This window comes from Flavobacterium sufflavum, assembly GCF_004016525.1.
Taxonomy (GTDB): domain Bacteria; phylum Bacteroidota; class Bacteroidia; order Flavobacteriales; family Flavobacteriaceae; genus Flavobacterium; species Flavobacterium sufflavum.
The window spans coordinates 551,334-569,709 of the sequence record NZ_SACJ01000001.1; the positions used below are offsets into that span (position 1 = coordinate 551,334).

Genomic DNA, 18,376 nt, shown 5'->3' on the forward strand with positions numbered 1-18,376 from the left:
TATTAAATTTAACCACTTTAGATTTCTAATTCTTCTCCATTTATTTTTCCAGAACAGCTACAAATCCGCCTCTTGGAAGACATTCCACATTTAAAACAGCTCCTTTTGTTACATTTTTAACTTCGACTGCAAATGATTTATCATTTACACCATCCTTAATAATCTTTAATTTATAATTACCCTTATCAAGAAAATCAAAGTTCACTTTTAAAATTTGCGATTGATCTTTACCATTCAGTCCGCCTAAATACCACTGATTTCCTTTTTTTCTGGCTATAATAACTTTCTCTCCGGGATAACCATCAACGAATTTGGTATTATCCCAACTTACAGGAACATTTTTTAGAAATTCTTTAGGCTCTACAGGCAAACTTTTATACCCTTCCGGTCTATCGGCAAAATGCTGAAAGCCTGATTCGAAAACAACTGATAATGCTAACTCATGCGCATACGATGTAATATGAGGATGTTGAGAATCTGAGAAAGTTACCGGAGTATAATCCATAGAACCAATTACGTTGCGGGTAAAAGGTAACGTAGCATTATGTGCAGCAGCCTTATTGGTAAGTGTTGGTTTATTATTATACCATTCGGCTCCATAAACTGCTTCAGTTGTCATCAAGTTTGGATAGGTTCTAACCCATCCTCGCGGAGCAGTTGCTCCGTGGAAATTCACCATTATTTGATATTTTGCAGCATCTTTCAAAATATCAACATAATATTTCATCATATCTTGTTGATCTCCATTAAAAAAATCAACTTTAATACCATATACTCCTATTTCTTTAAGCCAAGCTAGTTCTTTGTTTCTTTTTTCAGCTGTTAACATACGGTCATTGGGAGTTGGCTCAAGCCAGGATGTTCCTGAATTGTACCACATCAAAGTTTTAATTCCTTTACTTTTTGCATAATTTACAGCATCAACTAAATTTCCGCCGTTACTCATTACGTCCCATTCCCAATCAATCAAAGTATAAGGCCATTTCATTTCTACAGCTAAATCAGTATATTCTGCGATCTTTTTATAATCTTTGGAACCGTGATTATTAGCCCAATAATTCCAGGACACTGCCCCTGGTTTAATCCAACTCGTTGCTTTTAATTTATTTGGTTCACTAACATCAGTAATCAAAGTAGATTCTACTACATCTGACAACTGACCAATAATTAGCGTATGCCATTGTGAATTCCAAGGCAAAGTGGTTTTAACTCCCGTTTGCTTAAAATTATCTCTTGGCGAAGGATAAGTCACTTTGTACTCATTTGGATTTTTAAGATTACTTAGTTTAGCAGCACAATTATTCTCTGTAATATTGGCTTCAGAAATCAACACCCAAATTGGATTATTATTTACTTTAAATAATGCCGGAAATCCCCATTCTTGCTTATTATTGCTCTTTCCAGTATTAGAAAAAGGAAAAAAACCTTCATAAGAATCAATATACTCTTGTAACCAACGATTAGTAGCCGATGGAAAAACATAAGTTGTTGTTTCATCAATGATATTTACTAATGAATTTGTTTTATCGGTGAATTCATAGCGAAATGCTACTCCATCATTATAAACTCTAAAAACAATATTTAAAGGTTTGTTATTTGAATTTACATATTGAAGAACCTTCTCATTACCTAAATTTGTACACAGTTTTCGCTTACCGGAAATCATTTCATATTTTTCATTTACGGTTTTCTCTTTCGATTCACCAACTAATTTTAGATTATCCGTAAACTGCTGATCATCTCTGGTAATTCCCATTGGAGAATTGGGTACTACTTCGATATATTCCGCTTTGTTTTTATATAAAATCTTGAAATATACTTTTCCAAAAGAGTTATTATCCGATGTTTTTTTCGAAGCAATAATCACCTTAATTTTCTTATTTGGTGATACAATTTCCTGAGCATTTATTGTAAACGCAGTTGAAATAAGACAGAATATTAAATAAATGTATTTTATTGATCTTATCATATTTTTATTTTTTTTGAATAGCAATACTATTTCCATTGTATTTTACCGAAATATTTGTTTCTCCGTTTTCGATACCAATACCGTTTGATTCGTCAACCCAAACAATATTAAACACACGGTTTTCAATTAATCCATTAAAACTTTTGCCTTTTCGTTTTCCAATTGTCAGCGTTTGTTTTTGTTCGTTCCATTCAAAAGGTATCACCGAAAAAGCTCCTTTTTCATAGTTGTAATTCGTTCCTTCATCCTCATAAAGCTCAAACTTCCCATTAGCGCCTGTATAGACTCTAATTTCAAGATTTTCAGCAGGCTTTTCATTTGTGTACTGCATTTTTTCTCCCATCGGAATGATTGAACCCGATTTTATATATAAAGGAATGGTTGAAAGAGATGCAGCTGTTTTTACAGTTTGTCCGCCATTATAATGTTTCCCTGTCCAAAAATTAAACCATCCTGATTGATTTTCCGGCAAGTAAACCTCCCAATTCTCCACAGCTTCTGAAACAACAGGAGCAACAAGAAAAGCAGACCCAAACATGTACTCGTATTTTTGCTGCAGTGCTTTTGTATCATTTGCAAAATCCATTATCAGTGGGCGCATCAATGTTCCGTTTTTAAAAGTTATGTCCGCTCCTTGTGAATAAATATAGGGAAGCAGACGATAACGAAAGTTTAAGTATTTTAAAGATTCAGCTTCCACTTTTTCACCGAATCTCCAGAATTCAGTATCCGTTTGATATCCGTGTACTCTTTGAAGAGGAGAAAATGTAGCCAACTGAAACCATCTTAAAAAACGTTCGTGAAATTTAGAATCTGTATATTGACTTTTCCCAGGACGGAAAAAACCTCCTGCATCAAAAGTCCACCAGGGTAATCCTGTTATGGAATAATTCAATCCCGCCGTAAGTTGTCTACGCAAAGTTTCCCAATCATTGCCTATATCCCCGGTCCAAACGGCTGATGCGTAACGCTGTTGTCCTGAAAACCCGCTTCTTGTAAGAATAAAAACTCTTTTGTCTGGATCGTCTTTTCTTAAACCTTCATATACCGTTTTTGTTACATACAACGGATAAACATTTCGCATTTGCTCTCCGGGAATTGCTCCATTATTTATTTTTCTGCCAACTAAATCATCATTTTCCGGTTCCGTAGCATCCTGCCACCAGGCATCAATTTCATAAGGCTTTAAGAGCTTTTCGCTGAAATTCTTCCAATAATAATTTGCTGCTTCAGGATTAAAAAAATCAACCCATTCGGTATTTGGGATATAGTATTTTTTGTTGCCAAATTCTTTACCAAGCACACTTTCTTTATCAATTTTGGACCAAACGGAAAGCATCAGTCTCATATTCATTTGATGTAATTCTTTTACCATTGCAGCAGGATCTGGAAACAGCTCTTCATCGAATTTCATCGAATTCCAACCATATTTCCCCCAATATTGCCAATCCTGAACAATTAAATCCATTGGTAGTTTTTTCGTTCTGAATGCTCTGGCATTCTCAAGCAAATCATCTTGAGTCATAAAACGCTCACGACAATGGATATAACCCAACGACCACACAGGCATAAGCGGAGCCTGTCCTGTCAAATCGCGATAACTTGAAATAACCTCATCTGAATTTCCGGCAAAAACTACATAATCCAGCTTATTAGCAACAGGAGATCTAAAGACTGTTTCATTGGTAACTTTGCGATAATACACTACAGGAAGATCGTTTTTTTCTCCTGTAACCACAATGTCGTGTTTACCTGCTGTTAATTTAACCAATGTGCTCGTTGTAGGCGGAAGCCAATGATTTTTAAAACTAATAACCTCTTTACCGTCAATTGTAAGTTGCCATTTTCTGGCCATTTTTTGCCCTACATCCAGCAAAATAGCATACTCACCATTGTCTTTAACCGTGAAATTTCCGGTAAAGACACCATCCTGGCGCGTTTCCTTTTGTGTTCCGTTAGTAGTGGTAACAGCAACAGTAATAGCTTCTCCACTTGTACCTGCTGGCTTTAAATTCACAATAGAATCAGCAGGATTAAAATCGGTAAGTCCGTAATTGTGCCATAACAAACCATAGCCTTTGCTTGACATAATAAATGGAATAGCAATTTGTGTATTTACCTGAGTTAATCTTCTGGGCAATCCTTTAATATCCAAATGTCCGTCCTGAAACTGACCTGTACCATAAATATATTCATCAGGCTGAGTAGTAAAACCTTGTTCCGCAATATAGCACGGTTCTCCTTGTACTGAACTTTGTTTAAAAATGCGGCTATCTGGTTTTTCGCTTAAAAACACCTTTCCCTGAGCATTCCGATAAGATAATACGCCACTTTTTTTATCCACCACCACAGTCATTTTTGATGTAGTAATTTCAATAAGCGATTTCGATTCGGAAACCTTAAAGTCAGGCAGCTTAACTTTTGAAGTAAAAACTAATTCGGGAATTTGACTTTTAATTTCCAAAGCATACTGAACTCTTACGGTATTTTCGGTTAAAGGACTCAAATAAAGTTCTCCTTTATCTAGAGTTAAAACTACTTTATCATTATGTTTTTTGTAGCTCTTAACCACTTGTCCAATACAAAACATTGGAATAAGTAAGACAAATAGAATTGTTTTTTTCTTCATTTTTTCATTTTTAAACAATTTCCAGCGCATTCGCAAAAGAAGCTTCGGGTTTTTGAGCAGGGAAATATACTTCAAGACCTTGTTCAGTCTGTTTAAACTTCAATTTTTCTCCTGTACTTACCAATTTTATTTGTCTAATTTTCTCTGTATGATGCAGATTTGATTTCCCTAAACTTTTAATAATTGCTGTGCCGTTTTCCGGCCAGGCCATTACAGTAGCATATAGTTTTTTATCTTTTTGAGCAAAACGAATATCTTCTGATGTGTACGGTTTACCTTTTCCTTCATTAAAACCCTGAGCAGTTAAAGCTGCAGTACTTTGTTGTTGTGGGCCTTCGCCAAATATTTTCCAAGGACGGGTTCCATAAATACTTTTACTGTTTAGTTTCATCCAAACGCCAATTTCTTCAACAATAGCACGTTCTAACTCATCGATACTTCCATCGCCTCGCACCGGAATATTAAGCATCAAATTTCCGTTTTTACTCACCACATCTATCAACGTATGGATAACCGTTTTAGCCGATTTGTATCGTTTGTTATTGTAAACGCCTCTATCATAATGCCAATTTCCAATACAGGTATCGGTTTGCCAAGGCAAAGGTTCGATGTTGTTACTTTGTCCTTTTTCAATATCCCAAACCATGGTTTTACGCTGCTGTTCAGTTAAAATTTTACCTGTAATAACTGTCTGAACGGTTTTATTTTTCTGCAAACTTTTATTATACATATGCGCCGCAATTCGCAAACCGGCATCGCTCACAGGCCATAATGGAAATGCCGTATCATCAAAATAAATCATATCTGGATTATACTTATCAATCAAATCAACCGTTCTGTCATGAAATTTTTCCGAATAGGCTGAAGTTGGTACTGAAGCACCATCACCCCAATCCCACTGGCTGTGCACCGATGAATTACCTGAAGGTTTTGCACTTAATGGATGATTTTGTGCATACAAATCCTGAGGGTCTAAACCTTCCCACCAGGTTCCTTTTCCATCAGCTTTAGTTAGTTTTCCATCATAAGGAACTCCTGCCAGCGGACCGTTTTTATCAGCACCCTGAGAAGTATCAAACCAATTCCAGGCATGAGCCGCATGGACACTCACCGCAAAAGGCAAGCCTGCTTTACGGGCTGCTTTTTCCCAACCGCCAATAATATCTTTTTTAGGACCTATTTTAGTCGAATTCCATTCAGGCTGAAACTTACTATCGTACAAATCCAAATTATCGTGATGATTAGCCATTGCCATAAAATATTTGGCTCCGGAATCCTTATACAAATTCACCAATTCTTCCGGATTCCATTTATCGGCTTTCCAGACATTAATTACATCTTTGAATCCAAATTTTGACGGATGTCCATATTTTTCAACATGATATTTGTACTGCCTTGAACCTTCTTCATACATTCCTCGCCCGTACCAATCTCCAGCTTCAGGTTCACATTGAGGTCCCCAATGTGCCCACATTCCAAATTTAGCATCGCGAAACCAATCGGGCACCTGGTATTTCGCCAGCGAATCCCAGGTTGGTTCAAACGGCCCTTTAAAAGCAGGGGAATTTAATATATGAGATTGTCCTAATAATGGAGATAAGTAAATTCCGGCCAGAGCCGACAAACCTAATTTTAATGCATTTCTTCTTTCCATCTTTTATAATTTTGATAGTTTTATATATTTCCGTTTTGGTATACTTTTATAAAATTTCATTTCTGCATTAGAATGAGTGCAAAATATCCTTATATATTATGCATTTATTATATAAATTTGATTATTAGTTTTTTTAACCTCAATTTTTTAATAAATAAAAACAAATGTAGCTTAGTCGTATTAGATATTTTTTATACAAAAACGATTTTTTATTACTCAAAAACGATTTTTTCATCTTTTTAAGATTATTATGTCCAAAAGTACTTTCAAATATTCTTTTTCCTTGTTACATATTGATTATGTGAAACTTGACCAAAAATGGAATTTCAACAATGTAATTAGTCCGTATTATCGATTATATTACATCGACGAGGGAATAGGCACTATTTCGAACAATTCCGATAAATTAATTCTGGAATCGGGTTTCTTATACCTTATTCCGAGTTTTACTATTTGTAATTTGAATTGCGAAGAATATTTAAGTCAGTTTTTTATTCAGTTTTTCGAGGAATCTCCTGATGGAATTTCGCTGTTTAATCATAATAGAAATGTTATGAAATTGCCCGCTACTGAAACTGACATTTCTCTTATAAAACAAATGCTTCAAAACAATCCAGGAAGAGGTATTAACAGATCTAACAATCCAAAAGTTTATGAAAAAGAAGCCTATTACAAAGAATATCAATCTCATAACAGCGAACTAAAACCACATCTAAAATTTGAAAACCAGGGAATTCTATTGCTACTAATTTCCAGATTTTTAAACACCAAGAATTTCAGGCAAAATACATCCCAAAGCATGCCTTCAAAAATTCTGGATACTATGAGTTACATACAACTTCATTTAGACAAAAACCTCAGCGTTGCTGAATTAGCGCAAAGAGTAAATCAAAATCAGGATTATTTTTCGAAACAATTCCTTATCCATACCGGACAAAGACCTTTGAACTATATTCACGAAAAAAAAATAGAAAGGGCACAATACCTTATTGCAACAACAAACAAGAGTTTTTTAGAAATTGCTTTAGATACCGGTTTTTCTAATTTACCGCATTTTTCAAAAATATTCAAGCAAATAGTAAGTCTAACTCCGGGCGAATACCGCAACAAAAATGATTTTTACCTCAATAATTAGCCTTTTTATAACAAGAAGTTTAAATTTGAGTTAGTTAATTCTGTTCTAATGAAAAAAAACATTTCCTTTTATGCCTGGCACATCTTAGTATGCATCACTTTTATGCTGCTGCCTTATGCTTTTACATCAACAGGAAGTATTTTTAATTTACCAAATTTATCATATAATGGTCACGACAGAATCTATTTCTTAATCTATTTTCTTTTACTGCTTTTCTTCTACTTTAATTATTATTGTTTAATTCCCCGATTCTATTTTTCGAATAAAATGGTTTCTTATTTTGGAATTATCATTGTGTTTCTGTTATTCTTTCTTTGGATTTCGACTCATTTTGATAATCCCGAACGCAATTTTTTGGATTTTGGAAAAAGAATGCCATTTCACAACAAAATGCCACATTCTTTTCCGCCCCATTTTGACAAAAGAGGCGGCGGCCCTCCTACCCAATACAGCCATACTGTTTTAGTCTATTTGATTGGCGTGATTTCCAGTTTACTATTTGCCATCAATAATCGTTTGCGAAAAGTTGAAAAAGAAAAAATGCAATCGGAATTGTCTTTCCTGAAAGCCCAAATCAATCCCCATTTTTTGTTTAACACCTTAAACAGCATTTATGCTTTGGCGATAAAAAAATCAGACAAAACAGCCGATGCGGTAGTACAATTGTCTGAATTAATGCGTTACATCATCACCAATGCTAATGATGACGTGATTTCCTTAGACAAGGAAATCAATTACATCAATAATTTTGTTGAACTTCAAAAAACCCGTTTAGGCAACACCGTATTAACTGACTACAAAGTGGAAGGAAACCAATACGGAAAATGCATCACGCCATTAATTCTGATTTCTTTTATTGAAAATGCCTTTAAACACGGTGTTAACCCTAATCAAAATTCGGAAATCAAGATTCATATTAACATTGGAGAAAAAATTTTGAGCTTATTTGTTTCCAATAATAAAGTAAAACCCAATTCGTCCGAAAATGGTATTGGATTACAAAACACCATAGAAAGACTGAACCATTTGTATCCCGACACTCATGATTTAATAATTAATGACAAACCGGAAACGTACAGTGTTACACTAAAAATTAAAGTAGGATGTTAAAAGCAATTGCATTAGATGACGAACCATTGGCATTAGAGGTTTTGCAAAGTTTTTGCAATCAGATGGATGTGGTTGAATTAGAAAAAAGGTTCACCAAATCAGACGACGCTTTTAAATATTTGAGAAAATATCCCGTCGACTTATTGTTTCTGGACATCAATATGCCATCGATTTCGGGGATTGATTTTTATAAAAAATTACCTCACAAAACGATGGTCATTTTCACCACCGCCTATTCAGAATATGCTGTTGAAGGTTTTACATTAAGCGCCACCGATTATATTTTAAAACCTTTTACTTTTTCAAGATTCCAACAGGCCGTAGAAAAAGCTTATTCTCAATGGAAATTGCAAAACCAGGATCCTGAACAACAATACCTTTTTATCCGCGCCGATTACAGTCTGATAAAAATCCTATTCTCGGATATTTTATTTATCGAAGGATTGGATGATTACCTAAAAATCCACATTCAGAATCAAAAAACAGTCGTTGCCCGAATGACATTAAAAGCACTTTTAGAAAAACTGCCTCAAACGGAATTTATCAGGGTACATCGCTCTTTTATTGTACCTATTTCCAAAATTGACAAAGTCCGCAACAAAATCATTTACATCAACGATGAAGAAATTCCGGTAAGTGCCAGTTATGAAACTGCTTTTTTTGCTTTGCTCAACAAAGAATAATTTTTTTATCGAAAACAAATTTAAACCCATTTTTTATCTTTCTACCGCTTAAAACCACCCCGTTACCTCATAAATTTTAATGCATTTAGAAGTTTAAATACCTTTATATCCATAACCCTATAAATTGTATTTAGTATGGAAAGAAAAGATTTTTTAAAAGGATTAGGACTAGTAGGATTAGGATCTTTGGCTGTACCCATAATCAGTTCTTGTGGAAGTGATGACGACTCATCTACCGATTCAAGTGCAACCGACACCACCCAGGCTACTGATACCGGAAGTTCTTCGGGTTCTTCAACTTGTACTGTTTCGCCATCAGAAACAGCAGGACCATTCCCTACTAAAAGCCCTTCATCATTAGTCAAATCAGATATTACCAGCGATAGAACTGGAGTTCCTTTCACGATAAACATCACAATCCAAAATAAAAATGCCAGTTGCGCTGCTCTTGCAGGTGCAATCGTTGATATTTGGCATTGTGACAAAGACGGTTATTATTCAGAATACGGAGGAACCGGAATGCAATCGGCTGATTTTACTGCTGTTCATTTTTTAAGAGGAAGGCAAATCACTAATGCTAATGGACTGGTTAGTTTTACCTCAATTTTCCCGGGATGGTACAGCGGAAGAGCCACACACATTCACGTACACATTTACAATTCGGCTGGAACTTCTTTATTGGTTACCCAAATTGCCTTTCCTGAAGGTTCCGGCAGCGCTGTGGTTCTGGTTAATGCTTCAACTGCAAATGGATATACCAAGGGAATGAGCGGATACACTTATAACGCTAATGACAATGTTTTTTCGGATGGAGTAAGCAGTGAACTATCTACCGTAACCGGAAGTGTTGCAGCGGGATTTGTATTAACACATACCATAAATGTAGCGGGCTAATTTGATTCCCAAAATTATGATAAAGCAACATCCCGCCCAAATGTATCTGGCAACAGCAAGAGAGCAACGGCAAACTAAGGGCTACAATTGTTGGTCAACATTTAGTATCGAAAATTATCAAGAAAAAACAAAAGATTTGGGTTCTTTATTTCTTTTTAATTATCAGATACTAGCGCCACATCAAAGAACAACAATGTTAGCCCAAGCCGATTGTTTGTACTATATTTTACCACTCTATGGCGGAATTGAGTATCAGAATAAACTAATTACAACTGAAGAAATCCAACAAATTGTTTTCAATAAAGAAACTTCATTTGAAGTATCAAATCCGTTTGATGAAAACGTGAGCTTTTTACAAATTGGTTTTAAAACCAATGAGCCAAGCCTTGAAAACAAATCACTTAAATTTGATTTCGAAGAAAAAAACAAACTCATTACTTTATTCAAAAACAATACTGCCACTGCTTTTATAGCTCAATTTGATGGAAGGAAAGAAGCTCATTACCAACTCCAAAACAAAGAAAACGTTATTTTTGTTTACATAATCAACGGTGCATTCGAATTTGAAAACAGACTTCTTGAAAGTGGTGACGCTTTAAGTTTAAAAGAAATAGAAGATGTAGAATGGGAATCTTTATCAGAAAATGCCATGTTGCTACTCATCGAAATACCATCAGTATGAACTATAAATCAAAAATACGATTAGCCTATCGCTTTGAAATTGAACAAAGTGCTACTCTAACCTGGGACAAATACGTTTTTGAAGATACTTATCAGGAATATTTATTGCAGCACCAACAATTTAATTCGAAAGAAAATCCGAAAAAGACTTTCAGGGAATTACTGGCCGAGAATGAAAAGGCTTCACAACTGCATTATCTCGTAGGCATCGCTGCAAATAACTATGTCCAACAATTAAAAGGAAATTGCTACCGCGTAGCCGATGCCTTAGGAAAAAACTTTTTCCCCTTTATAAATTACCAATTAGACATTATAAATACCGACATTACCGATATTTCCAAACACAAAATAGGCATTACATTTTATTCGCCTTTGCTTACTTATTTAGGAATGGTTGACAACCACTTTCTGCTTTCTAAAACCACCGATGACGGCAATGAATTTGAAACCTTTATGATTGCCGCTCAACCTCATTTGTCTGTTTGTTATTTGAAAGAATAAGAAAAAAATAAAAACAATTATTGAAAGCCTTTTTTTAATCTCAAAGTGAGATTAAAAAAAGGCTTTTTGCATACACACCAACCAAACCAAAATCATTTGACTTTAAACAACTTACCAAACAACCAATTTATTTATCAACAAAAAATCTTACTTTTTTATCTGTTTCAAAATCAATATTAAAAACAAAAAAAATCGTTATAATGCGCATTTTACCGATGTTTTGCTTTTTTTTAAAAAATTTGTAACTATTTTATTAAAAATAAAATGTTAATAACTAAGGAAATCAATTTTAATTCTATAATTTTGTCTATAACAAGTTTAATTATTAAGACATGAAAGCGAAGGTTTTTCTTTTAAGTATTTTTATACTATCTACTGCTGCGACTTTTTCGCAAAACAAGACTATTCCCAAAGGCATTATAAGCACTGATGCAGTAATAAAAAAATACCATGATTTAGACGAATTAAAAACTAAACAAAAAGGGGAGCTTTTAGAGTTATACGTTGAACGTATAAAAGTTCTTGTAAAAACATTACCATACATTGCTTTTGCAACAAAACCAGGAATTACAACTGCTGACATAGGAATTCCAAATGATTCCGATAATAGAAAAGTGATTGACACACAATCAGAAAGCACAGCCGCTTATCTGGAATCAACAATTGAATTTCAAAAAAAATTGTTACCCTATTCAGACAAGGATAACCTAATTGCAGCAATTTTATTTTATGAAAATATAATGAAATCATTACATGAATTTGAAGGCTTATAAATATGTCTTACTTCTTTTTTGATTCGACAGTATTAATAATTTCATCTTTTAGCTTATGAAAAACTTTACTCAAATTATAGGAATGTTTCTTTTGGTGATTTTCAGTGCAAATGCACAACAAGAAAAAGGAATAACAGGGTTAAATAATTGGCTAAATAATTGGACTGAATTCAAATCCAATAAAGCTGATTATGGTGAAGCGAATCAAATATTGGCAGGAAACATTACTGCCAACACAAAATTATACAAGAAGAACGTTTACTTATTACAAGGAAGCGTTTATGTCTCAAACAATGCAATTCTTACCATCGAACCGGGAACTGTAATACTATGTGATTCTGAATCTAAGGCTGCATTGATTATTACCAAAGGTGCCTCCTTAATAGCCGATGGTTTAGAAACTGACCCAATTGTTTTTACTTCTAACAAAAGTTTCAAAAAAGCAGGCGATTGGGGAGGAATAATAGTGTTAGGCGATGCTCCTATTAACAAATTCGGAAGCGTTTCTTCGGTTAATTTCGATTTAGATCCTCTACAAACATCATACGGAGGAACAAATTCTGGCTGTAATTCAGGTATTTTGCGATATGTAAGAATAGAATTTGCCGGAGCAAAAGTAAATGGAGGAAATTTCAATTCTTTGTTATTAGCCGGAATAGGTAATAAAACTATAATTGAAAACATTATGGTAAGTTATTCTGGCGGTGATTCTTTTGAAATTTATGGTGGCGAACTAAACTTAACTAAGCTGATCTCCTTTAAATCCAGTAATGATGACTTCAAATTTAACTATGGTGCCCAATGCAACATAAGTAATTCATTGGCAATCCGCTCTTCATTTTTATCAAGCAAACTAGGTTCAAGATGTTTAGACATTGCTTCCTACAGCAAAAGAGAAGAAGTTGATTTCTCAAAAAAACAAACATCAGTAGTTGCAACAAATTTAACCTTAGTCAACAATAGCGATAACATTAATGCCGACATAGAATCAGGATTGATTAAAGAGGCTATTTATGTTGCCGAAAACACTTCTCTTGAATGTAAAAGAACAGTTGTTTCAGGTTTTAATCCAGCCGTTTTATTAGACAGTAAAATGGAAGTTAATGATGCAAATCTAAACAAAATCAAATTTGAACAGATGTATTTTAATTTCTGCAAAGGAAATATTTTCACAGAATTTAATTCCAATAATGAAGATTTAGAGAATTGGTATGGCAACAGTATTTTCTCGAATGTTTATGCTAAAAGTGACAACAAAGAAACTTTTATTGATTGCTTAAACGAAAAAAGACCTGATTACAGATTGCGAATAGGTAAAATCATTGCCTCTAGTGTAGATTAAACAACTTATTTCTAGAATTTTATATTTCAACCAGAAAAAGTAACATTAATATAAATTGTCTCCAAGTTATATTTTTAATTATGCTAAAAAAGAGTCTTTTAAGGAATGAATACTACCGTGAAAAAAATATTTTGTTTTTTATATTTTGCTCTATTTTTAGCAACAACTTCTTATGCTCAAATTAGTATCGGAACTCCTAATCTCGGTTTTAGCCAAATTTGTACTGATGCTACTTACAATGCTACAAAGCCTTTTACGGTAAGCTTTTCTTTTTCACCTGTTTCCGGACTAAACTCATCAAATCAATTTATAGTAGAACTATCAGATGCCAGTGGAAATTTTACAACTCCCACTACTCTAGTTAGTTCTAATCAGGGCGCAATAACCACCTCCCCTGCAACTTTAAATTTTTCTGTACCAACAACTATGGCTGGAGAACAGTACAAAATTAGAATCAGAAGCACCAGTCCGGCGGCAACAAGTACAAATTCAGTTTCCTTTTCAGCATATTATCAAATTCAAAACAGTCCGTTCTCTATTAACAATTTTGTTCCTACAGCCACCTATTGTCCTGGAGGAAATTATGTTTTAAAAATTGATAATCCGGGAACGGGAACTAATGATTCTCCGTTAAAATATCCTGCATTAACATACAAATGGTTTAAAGAACCATCACTGACCCCTATTGCCACAACTTCAAGTTTGACCGTTAACCAAGCCGGAACCTATTACGTTGAGACAAATTATGGCAGCTGTACATCAAATTCATATTCTAACAGAGTAAGCGTTTCAGAAGCTTCAGGTCAGTCAGCATCCATAACCTCAAGTCTTGGAAACCCTTTTTGTTCTAATGGAAATGCTACAACACTTACCACTCAAACAGGAAATAGCTATAAATGGTATAAAAACAATGTTTTAATATCTGGAGCAAATAGCAATACTTATACAACAAATGAAGAAGGTTTATACTCTGTTAATGTTGACTTTGGAAGTTGTATCTCCACGGCTACTATCAATTTGCAAAAAGTAAAATTCACTAGTTCTCTAAACATTTCAGAAACATATACATTAAGCGAAGGAGAGACAAAAAATGTTATTACAACAACAGATGCCGTAAATCCATCTTACAGATGGTATTTAGATGATGTTGCAATAACAGGAGCCACTGCTGCTAGTCTAAACATAAACCAAATGGGAAATTACAAAGTTATCATTACCCAAAACTCTGGTTGCATTTCATATAATGAAATGCTTTTTACTATAAATAGTTTTATTGATAGCAATGCGGTTACAATACCCAATTTGATAAGTCCCAATAGCGATGGAATAAATGATACCTGGGTGATACCTCAAGAATATACCAGCGGTACAAATACCGAAATAATTATGATGAATTCATCAGGTGAATTAGTGTTTAAAACGGATAATTATTTAAACAATTGGCCTGAAAGCATATTAAATTTTAAAAATATCAATCCTGTATATTATTACATTATCCGAACAAAAGACGGAAAAGTAAAAAAAGGGTCTATAACTGTAGTAAAATAAAATAGATGAAACGAATTTTACTATTTATATCCTTGTTTTTATGTACTACCCAGCTATTCTATGCTCAGGAAGATGGAGTAGTTTCATTTGCATTGCCCGTACGAAATTCTTTAAAATTCAATAGATATCTCATTAATCCCACCTTTAGCTTTGTTAGAGAACAAGGTTCTTATATCAGTTTTTACAATAAAAGACAATGGGTACAATTTGATGATGCTCCACAAACTTATTTAGTTGGTTATTCAGGCCGATTCAAAGAAAATGAAGGAATTGCAATTGGATTCTTTCAACAAAATTATGGTGTTCTAACCACCTTTGGTGCGGTTACTAATTTTGCTCATAACGTGGTTCTGGATAGAGACAGTAATTTAACCTTTGGTCTTAATGTTGGATTTTACAAAAGCGGTCTAAACAGTGGTAAAGTAATCACAACTAATGCAGACCCTTCATTGCAAAATATTCCTTCGAGCTTTTTAACAACCATAAATCCCGGCATCAATTATGGAACTGAGTTTCTTGATTTTGGTGTATCGGTGAATAATCTGATTTTATACAATTTTAAAACATCTAAAATTATTCAGGACAATCCTGAAAGAAGCATCGAATTGCATGCTATGCATACCGGCTATTTGGACACTTACGGTTTTTTCGATAAAAGTAAATTTTCAGCTCTATTGAAAACAGAACTTAAAAAAGACAAAACCATTGTTTCGGGTTTAGTGATGTTTGCTACTCCAAATGGAATTTGGGCTCAGGCAGGATATAACACTTTATATGGTATGTCTGCCGGTTTGGGATTAAATATAAGTCCACGAATTTCAATTGAATATAATTTTGAAAAAGCTATGGGGAATTTATCAAACTTTGGATCTTCCCACGAAATTACGCTTGCCTACAGATTTAAAGGAGACAACTATTACAATGATGATGACGATAACGAAGGTGCTCTCATTACCCCAAAAGTGACCAGAAAATATGTGGCTTCAAAACCTAAGACCAATACTAACACAGAAGCAACGGACAAAACAAAAATAGCTAACGAGGCTAGAGCAAAATTAATTGCCGATGCCAAAATAAAAGCTGACGAAAAAGCAAAGCAAATTGCTGATGCTAAAAATAAAGTTATTGCAGACAGAGCGAAATTAATTGCAGATGCCAAAGCTAAAAGAGAAGCAATCCTTCAAAACAGAATCAATAATCAAACTGCTATAGCTAATAAAACTAAAACAGAGCCTCTTACCCAAACTAAAGCTGCTACAACTGTTCAAAACAAACCAGCTGTAGAAAATAAAGCAAAAACTGATCCTCAAGCTAAATTAATCACGGATCAAAAAGCTAAAACAAATGCGATTGCACAGACTAAACCAGCTTTAGAAAACAAAGCCAAAACGGATCCAAAAGCTAAAACAAATACAATAGCACAGGCTAAACCAGCTGTAGAAAACAAAGCCAAAACTGACACCCAGACTAAATTACTGGCAGACGAAAAAGCAAAAGCAAAAGCAGATGCATTGGCACAAGCTAAACTAGCTGCTGAAAACAAAGCCAAAACTGACGCCAAAACTAAGTTACCGGCAGATGAAAAGGCAAAGACAAATGCATTGGCACAAGCTAAACTAGCTGCTGAAAACAAAGCCAAAGCGGATGCTCAGGCTAAGTTACTGGCAGATGAAAAAGCAAAGGCAGATGCATTGGCACAGGCTAAACTAGCCGCTGAAAACAAAGCCAAAGCTGACGCACAGGCTAAGTTACTGGCAGATGAAAAAGCAAAATCAGATGCATTGGCACAGGCTAAACTAGCTACTGAAAACAAAGCCAAAGCTGACGCTCAGGCTAAGTTACTGGCAGATGAAAAAGCAAAGGCAGATGCATTGGCACAAGCTAAACTAGCCGCTGAAAACAAAGCCAAAGCGGATGCTCAGGCTAAGTTACTGGCAGATGAAAAAGCAAAATCAGATGCATTGGCACAGACTAAACTAGCCGCTGAAAACAAAGCCAAAGCGGATGCTCAGGCTAAATTACTGGCAGATGAAAAAGCAAAGGCAGATGCATTAGCGCAAGCTAAACTAGCCGCTGAAAACAAAGCCAAAGCGGATGCTCAGGCTAAGTTACTGGCAGATGAAAAAGCAAAGACAGATGCATTGGCACAGGCTAAACTAGCTGCTGAAAACAAAGCCAAAGCTGACGCACAGGCTAAATTATTGGCAGATGCGAAAGCAAAAGCAGATTCTATAGCTCAAGCGAAACTCGCTATCTCACCAAATGATGAACTTGCTAAATCAATGGAAAATTTAATAAATCTAATCAAAGAATTCAAAACCAAACAACTAGAATTGTTAAAAAAACTTGATGGCACAGTATCTAATAAAGAAAAAGACCTTAAAGATTTAAAAGAAGAAAATGATTTAAGTGAAAAAGGGATTTTCACACAACCAAAACCTTTTAAAAGTGTAACAGCCGAAAACAATGCCTTGTTTTCTCTAAACTCAGAAATAGATCAATTGATTAAAACCCAAAAAGATAAAATAACTGAATTAGAAAACTTATATAAAGAAAGACTGAAAAAAGGTCATAATAAAACTGATGAAGCTAGTCAGCACTATTTACAATCGATTGAATCATTAAAAGATGACCAAACAAAATTAATTCAGACAAATACCAAATTGCTTACATCACTGGAAGAAATCAAAAAAGAAACAGAAATCGAGAAAAAAAGAAGGATAAAACGCGCTTCATTTGAAAATGATGATTCTAGATATTTAAAAGACCTGGAAGCATTAAAACGCATAAAAGAAACGACTCCTGTCTCTAAAAACAATTTCAAACCAGAAGATTTTGATTATGGAGATGAACAGGCCAATATGCAAATTTTAAAGAAGATTAAGAATACTGATGCAGGTTATTATCTGATAATTGCTGTACATAATGACTCATCCAAAAGAGACGAATTTTTAACAAAAACAGTCTCAGCAGGACAAAAAGACATTAACTTCTTCTATGATGTCAATACCAGTAAATATTTTATTTACTACAATAGATTTGACAATATTGAAGAAGCCAAAAGAGCCCTATCATCAAAAGGAAGTACTCCTTATAATGGTAAAATGATTATAGTTAAAGTTGAAAATTAATACAAAAAACTAACACGAAATGAGCTGTAAAAATAATATAATGAAAGTTCTCAAAATCTAAACTAAAAATACATTTTAAGAAATTTAAATAGATTTTATCCCCAAAGAATCTATTTAAATCAATAAAAATCGTCAGACAATTTTTGAAAAAAGATTTGCGCCAATGAAATCAAAAAACTACCTACTAACTAACATCTTGTGCGCTATAAATTCAACCCTCTTTTTTATAAAAAGGGTAAAAAATTATGGCCTAATCCATGTTCAACTATTGCTTTTTGCAGTATTTCTGAACACAACTTCGTATGCCCAAAATTACAAATCGTTTG

13 protein-coding genes are annotated in these 18,376 nt (G+C 34.2%); 10 read left to right on the top strand and 3 right to left on the bottom strand.

All coding sequences use genetic code 11. The annotated features are described in order from the left end of the window. Nucleotides 1-40: 40 nt before the first annotated feature. From EOD40_RS01865 to EOD40_RS01875, 3 genes are read right to left on the bottom strand one after another with little or no spacing between them, the layout of a single operon-like run. Nucleotides 41-1,969, bottom strand: a complete 1,929-nt coding sequence (locus EOD40_RS01865; RefSeq protein WP_128193196.1) for a glycoside hydrolase family 97 protein — start codon at nt 1,967-1,969, stop codon at nt 41-43. Nucleotides 1,970-1,973: 4 nt separating this feature from the next. Next, entirely contained in the window at nt 1,974-4,598 is a 2,625-nt protein-coding gene (locus EOD40_RS01870) for a glycoside hydrolase family 31 protein (RefSeq protein WP_128193197.1), read from the bottom strand. 10 nt (nt 4,599-4,608) lie between these two features. After that, complete coding sequence (locus EOD40_RS01875; RefSeq protein WP_128193198.1) at nt 4,609-6,252, bottom strand: alpha-L-fucosidase; 1,644 nt, start codon at nt 6,250-6,252, stop codon at nt 4,609-4,611. A gap of 250 nt (nt 6,253-6,502) precedes the next feature. Between EOD40_RS01875 and EOD40_RS01880 the strand changes: the two genes are divergently transcribed. The 10 genes from EOD40_RS01880 (at nt 6,503) to EOD40_RS01925 (ending at nt 18,050) form a co-directional block, all read left to right on the top strand. Then, complete coding sequence (locus tag EOD40_RS01880) at nt 6,503-7,387, top strand: helix-turn-helix domain-containing protein (protein WP_128193199.1); 885 nt, start codon at nt 6,503-6,505, stop codon at nt 7,385-7,387. Nucleotides 7,388-7,435: 48 nt separating this feature from the next. Next, nucleotides 7,436-8,497 (top strand): sensor histidine kinase, encoded by a 1,062-nt coding sequence (locus EOD40_RS01885; RefSeq protein WP_128193200.1) that lies wholly within the window; start codon nt 7,436-7,438, stop codon nt 8,495-8,497. Further along, nucleotides 8,491-9,180 carry a LytR/AlgR family response regulator transcription factor gene (locus tag EOD40_RS01890; protein ID WP_128193201.1) on the top strand — a complete coding sequence of 230 codons (690 nt, stop codon included), beginning with the start codon at nt 8,491-8,493 and terminating at the stop codon, nt 9,178-9,180. Before EOD40_RS01885 ends, EOD40_RS01890 begins: the two co-directional genes overlap by 7 nt. 135 nt (nt 9,181-9,315) lie before the next feature. Next, complete coding sequence (locus EOD40_RS01895) at nt 9,316-10,074, top strand: dioxygenase family protein (RefSeq protein WP_128193202.1); 759 nt, start codon at nt 9,316-9,318, stop codon at nt 10,072-10,074. Nucleotides 10,075-10,090: 16 nt separating this feature from the next. Then, on the top strand, nt 10,091-10,756 hold the full coding sequence (locus EOD40_RS01900; RefSeq protein WP_128193203.1) for a pirin family protein: 666 nt from the start codon (nt 10,091-10,093) through the stop codon (nt 10,754-10,756). Then, nucleotides 10,753-11,256: a hypothetical protein gene (locus EOD40_RS01905; protein ID WP_128193204.1), complete on the top strand. Its 504-nt coding sequence runs from the start codon at nt 10,753-10,755 to the stop codon at nt 11,254-11,256. The genes EOD40_RS01900 and EOD40_RS01905 overlap by 4 nt, the downstream gene beginning before the upstream one ends. Before the next feature lie 332 nt (nt 11,257-11,588). Next, nucleotides 11,589-12,029 (top strand): hypothetical protein, encoded by a 441-nt coding sequence (locus tag EOD40_RS01910; protein WP_128193205.1) that lies wholly within the window; start codon nt 11,589-11,591, stop codon nt 12,027-12,029. 55 nt (nt 12,030-12,084) lie between these two features. Beyond that, nucleotides 12,085-13,371, top strand: coding sequence for a hypothetical protein (locus EOD40_RS01915; protein WP_128193206.1), 1,287 nt, complete (start codon nt 12,085-12,087; stop codon nt 13,369-13,371). Nucleotides 13,372-13,476: 105 nt separating this feature from the next. Beyond that, nucleotides 13,477-14,919 carry a T9SS type B sorting domain-containing protein gene (locus EOD40_RS01920; RefSeq protein ID WP_128193207.1) on the top strand — a complete coding sequence of 481 codons (1,443 nt, stop codon included), beginning with the start codon at nt 13,477-13,479 and terminating at the stop codon, nt 14,917-14,919. A 5-nt stretch (nt 14,920-14,924) separates the two neighbouring features. After that, nucleotides 14,925-18,050 (top strand): PorP/SprF family type IX secretion system membrane protein, encoded by a 3,126-nt coding sequence (locus EOD40_RS01925; protein WP_128193208.1) that lies wholly within the window; start codon nt 14,925-14,927, stop codon nt 18,048-18,050. Nucleotides 18,051-18,376: the final 326 nt, after the last annotated feature.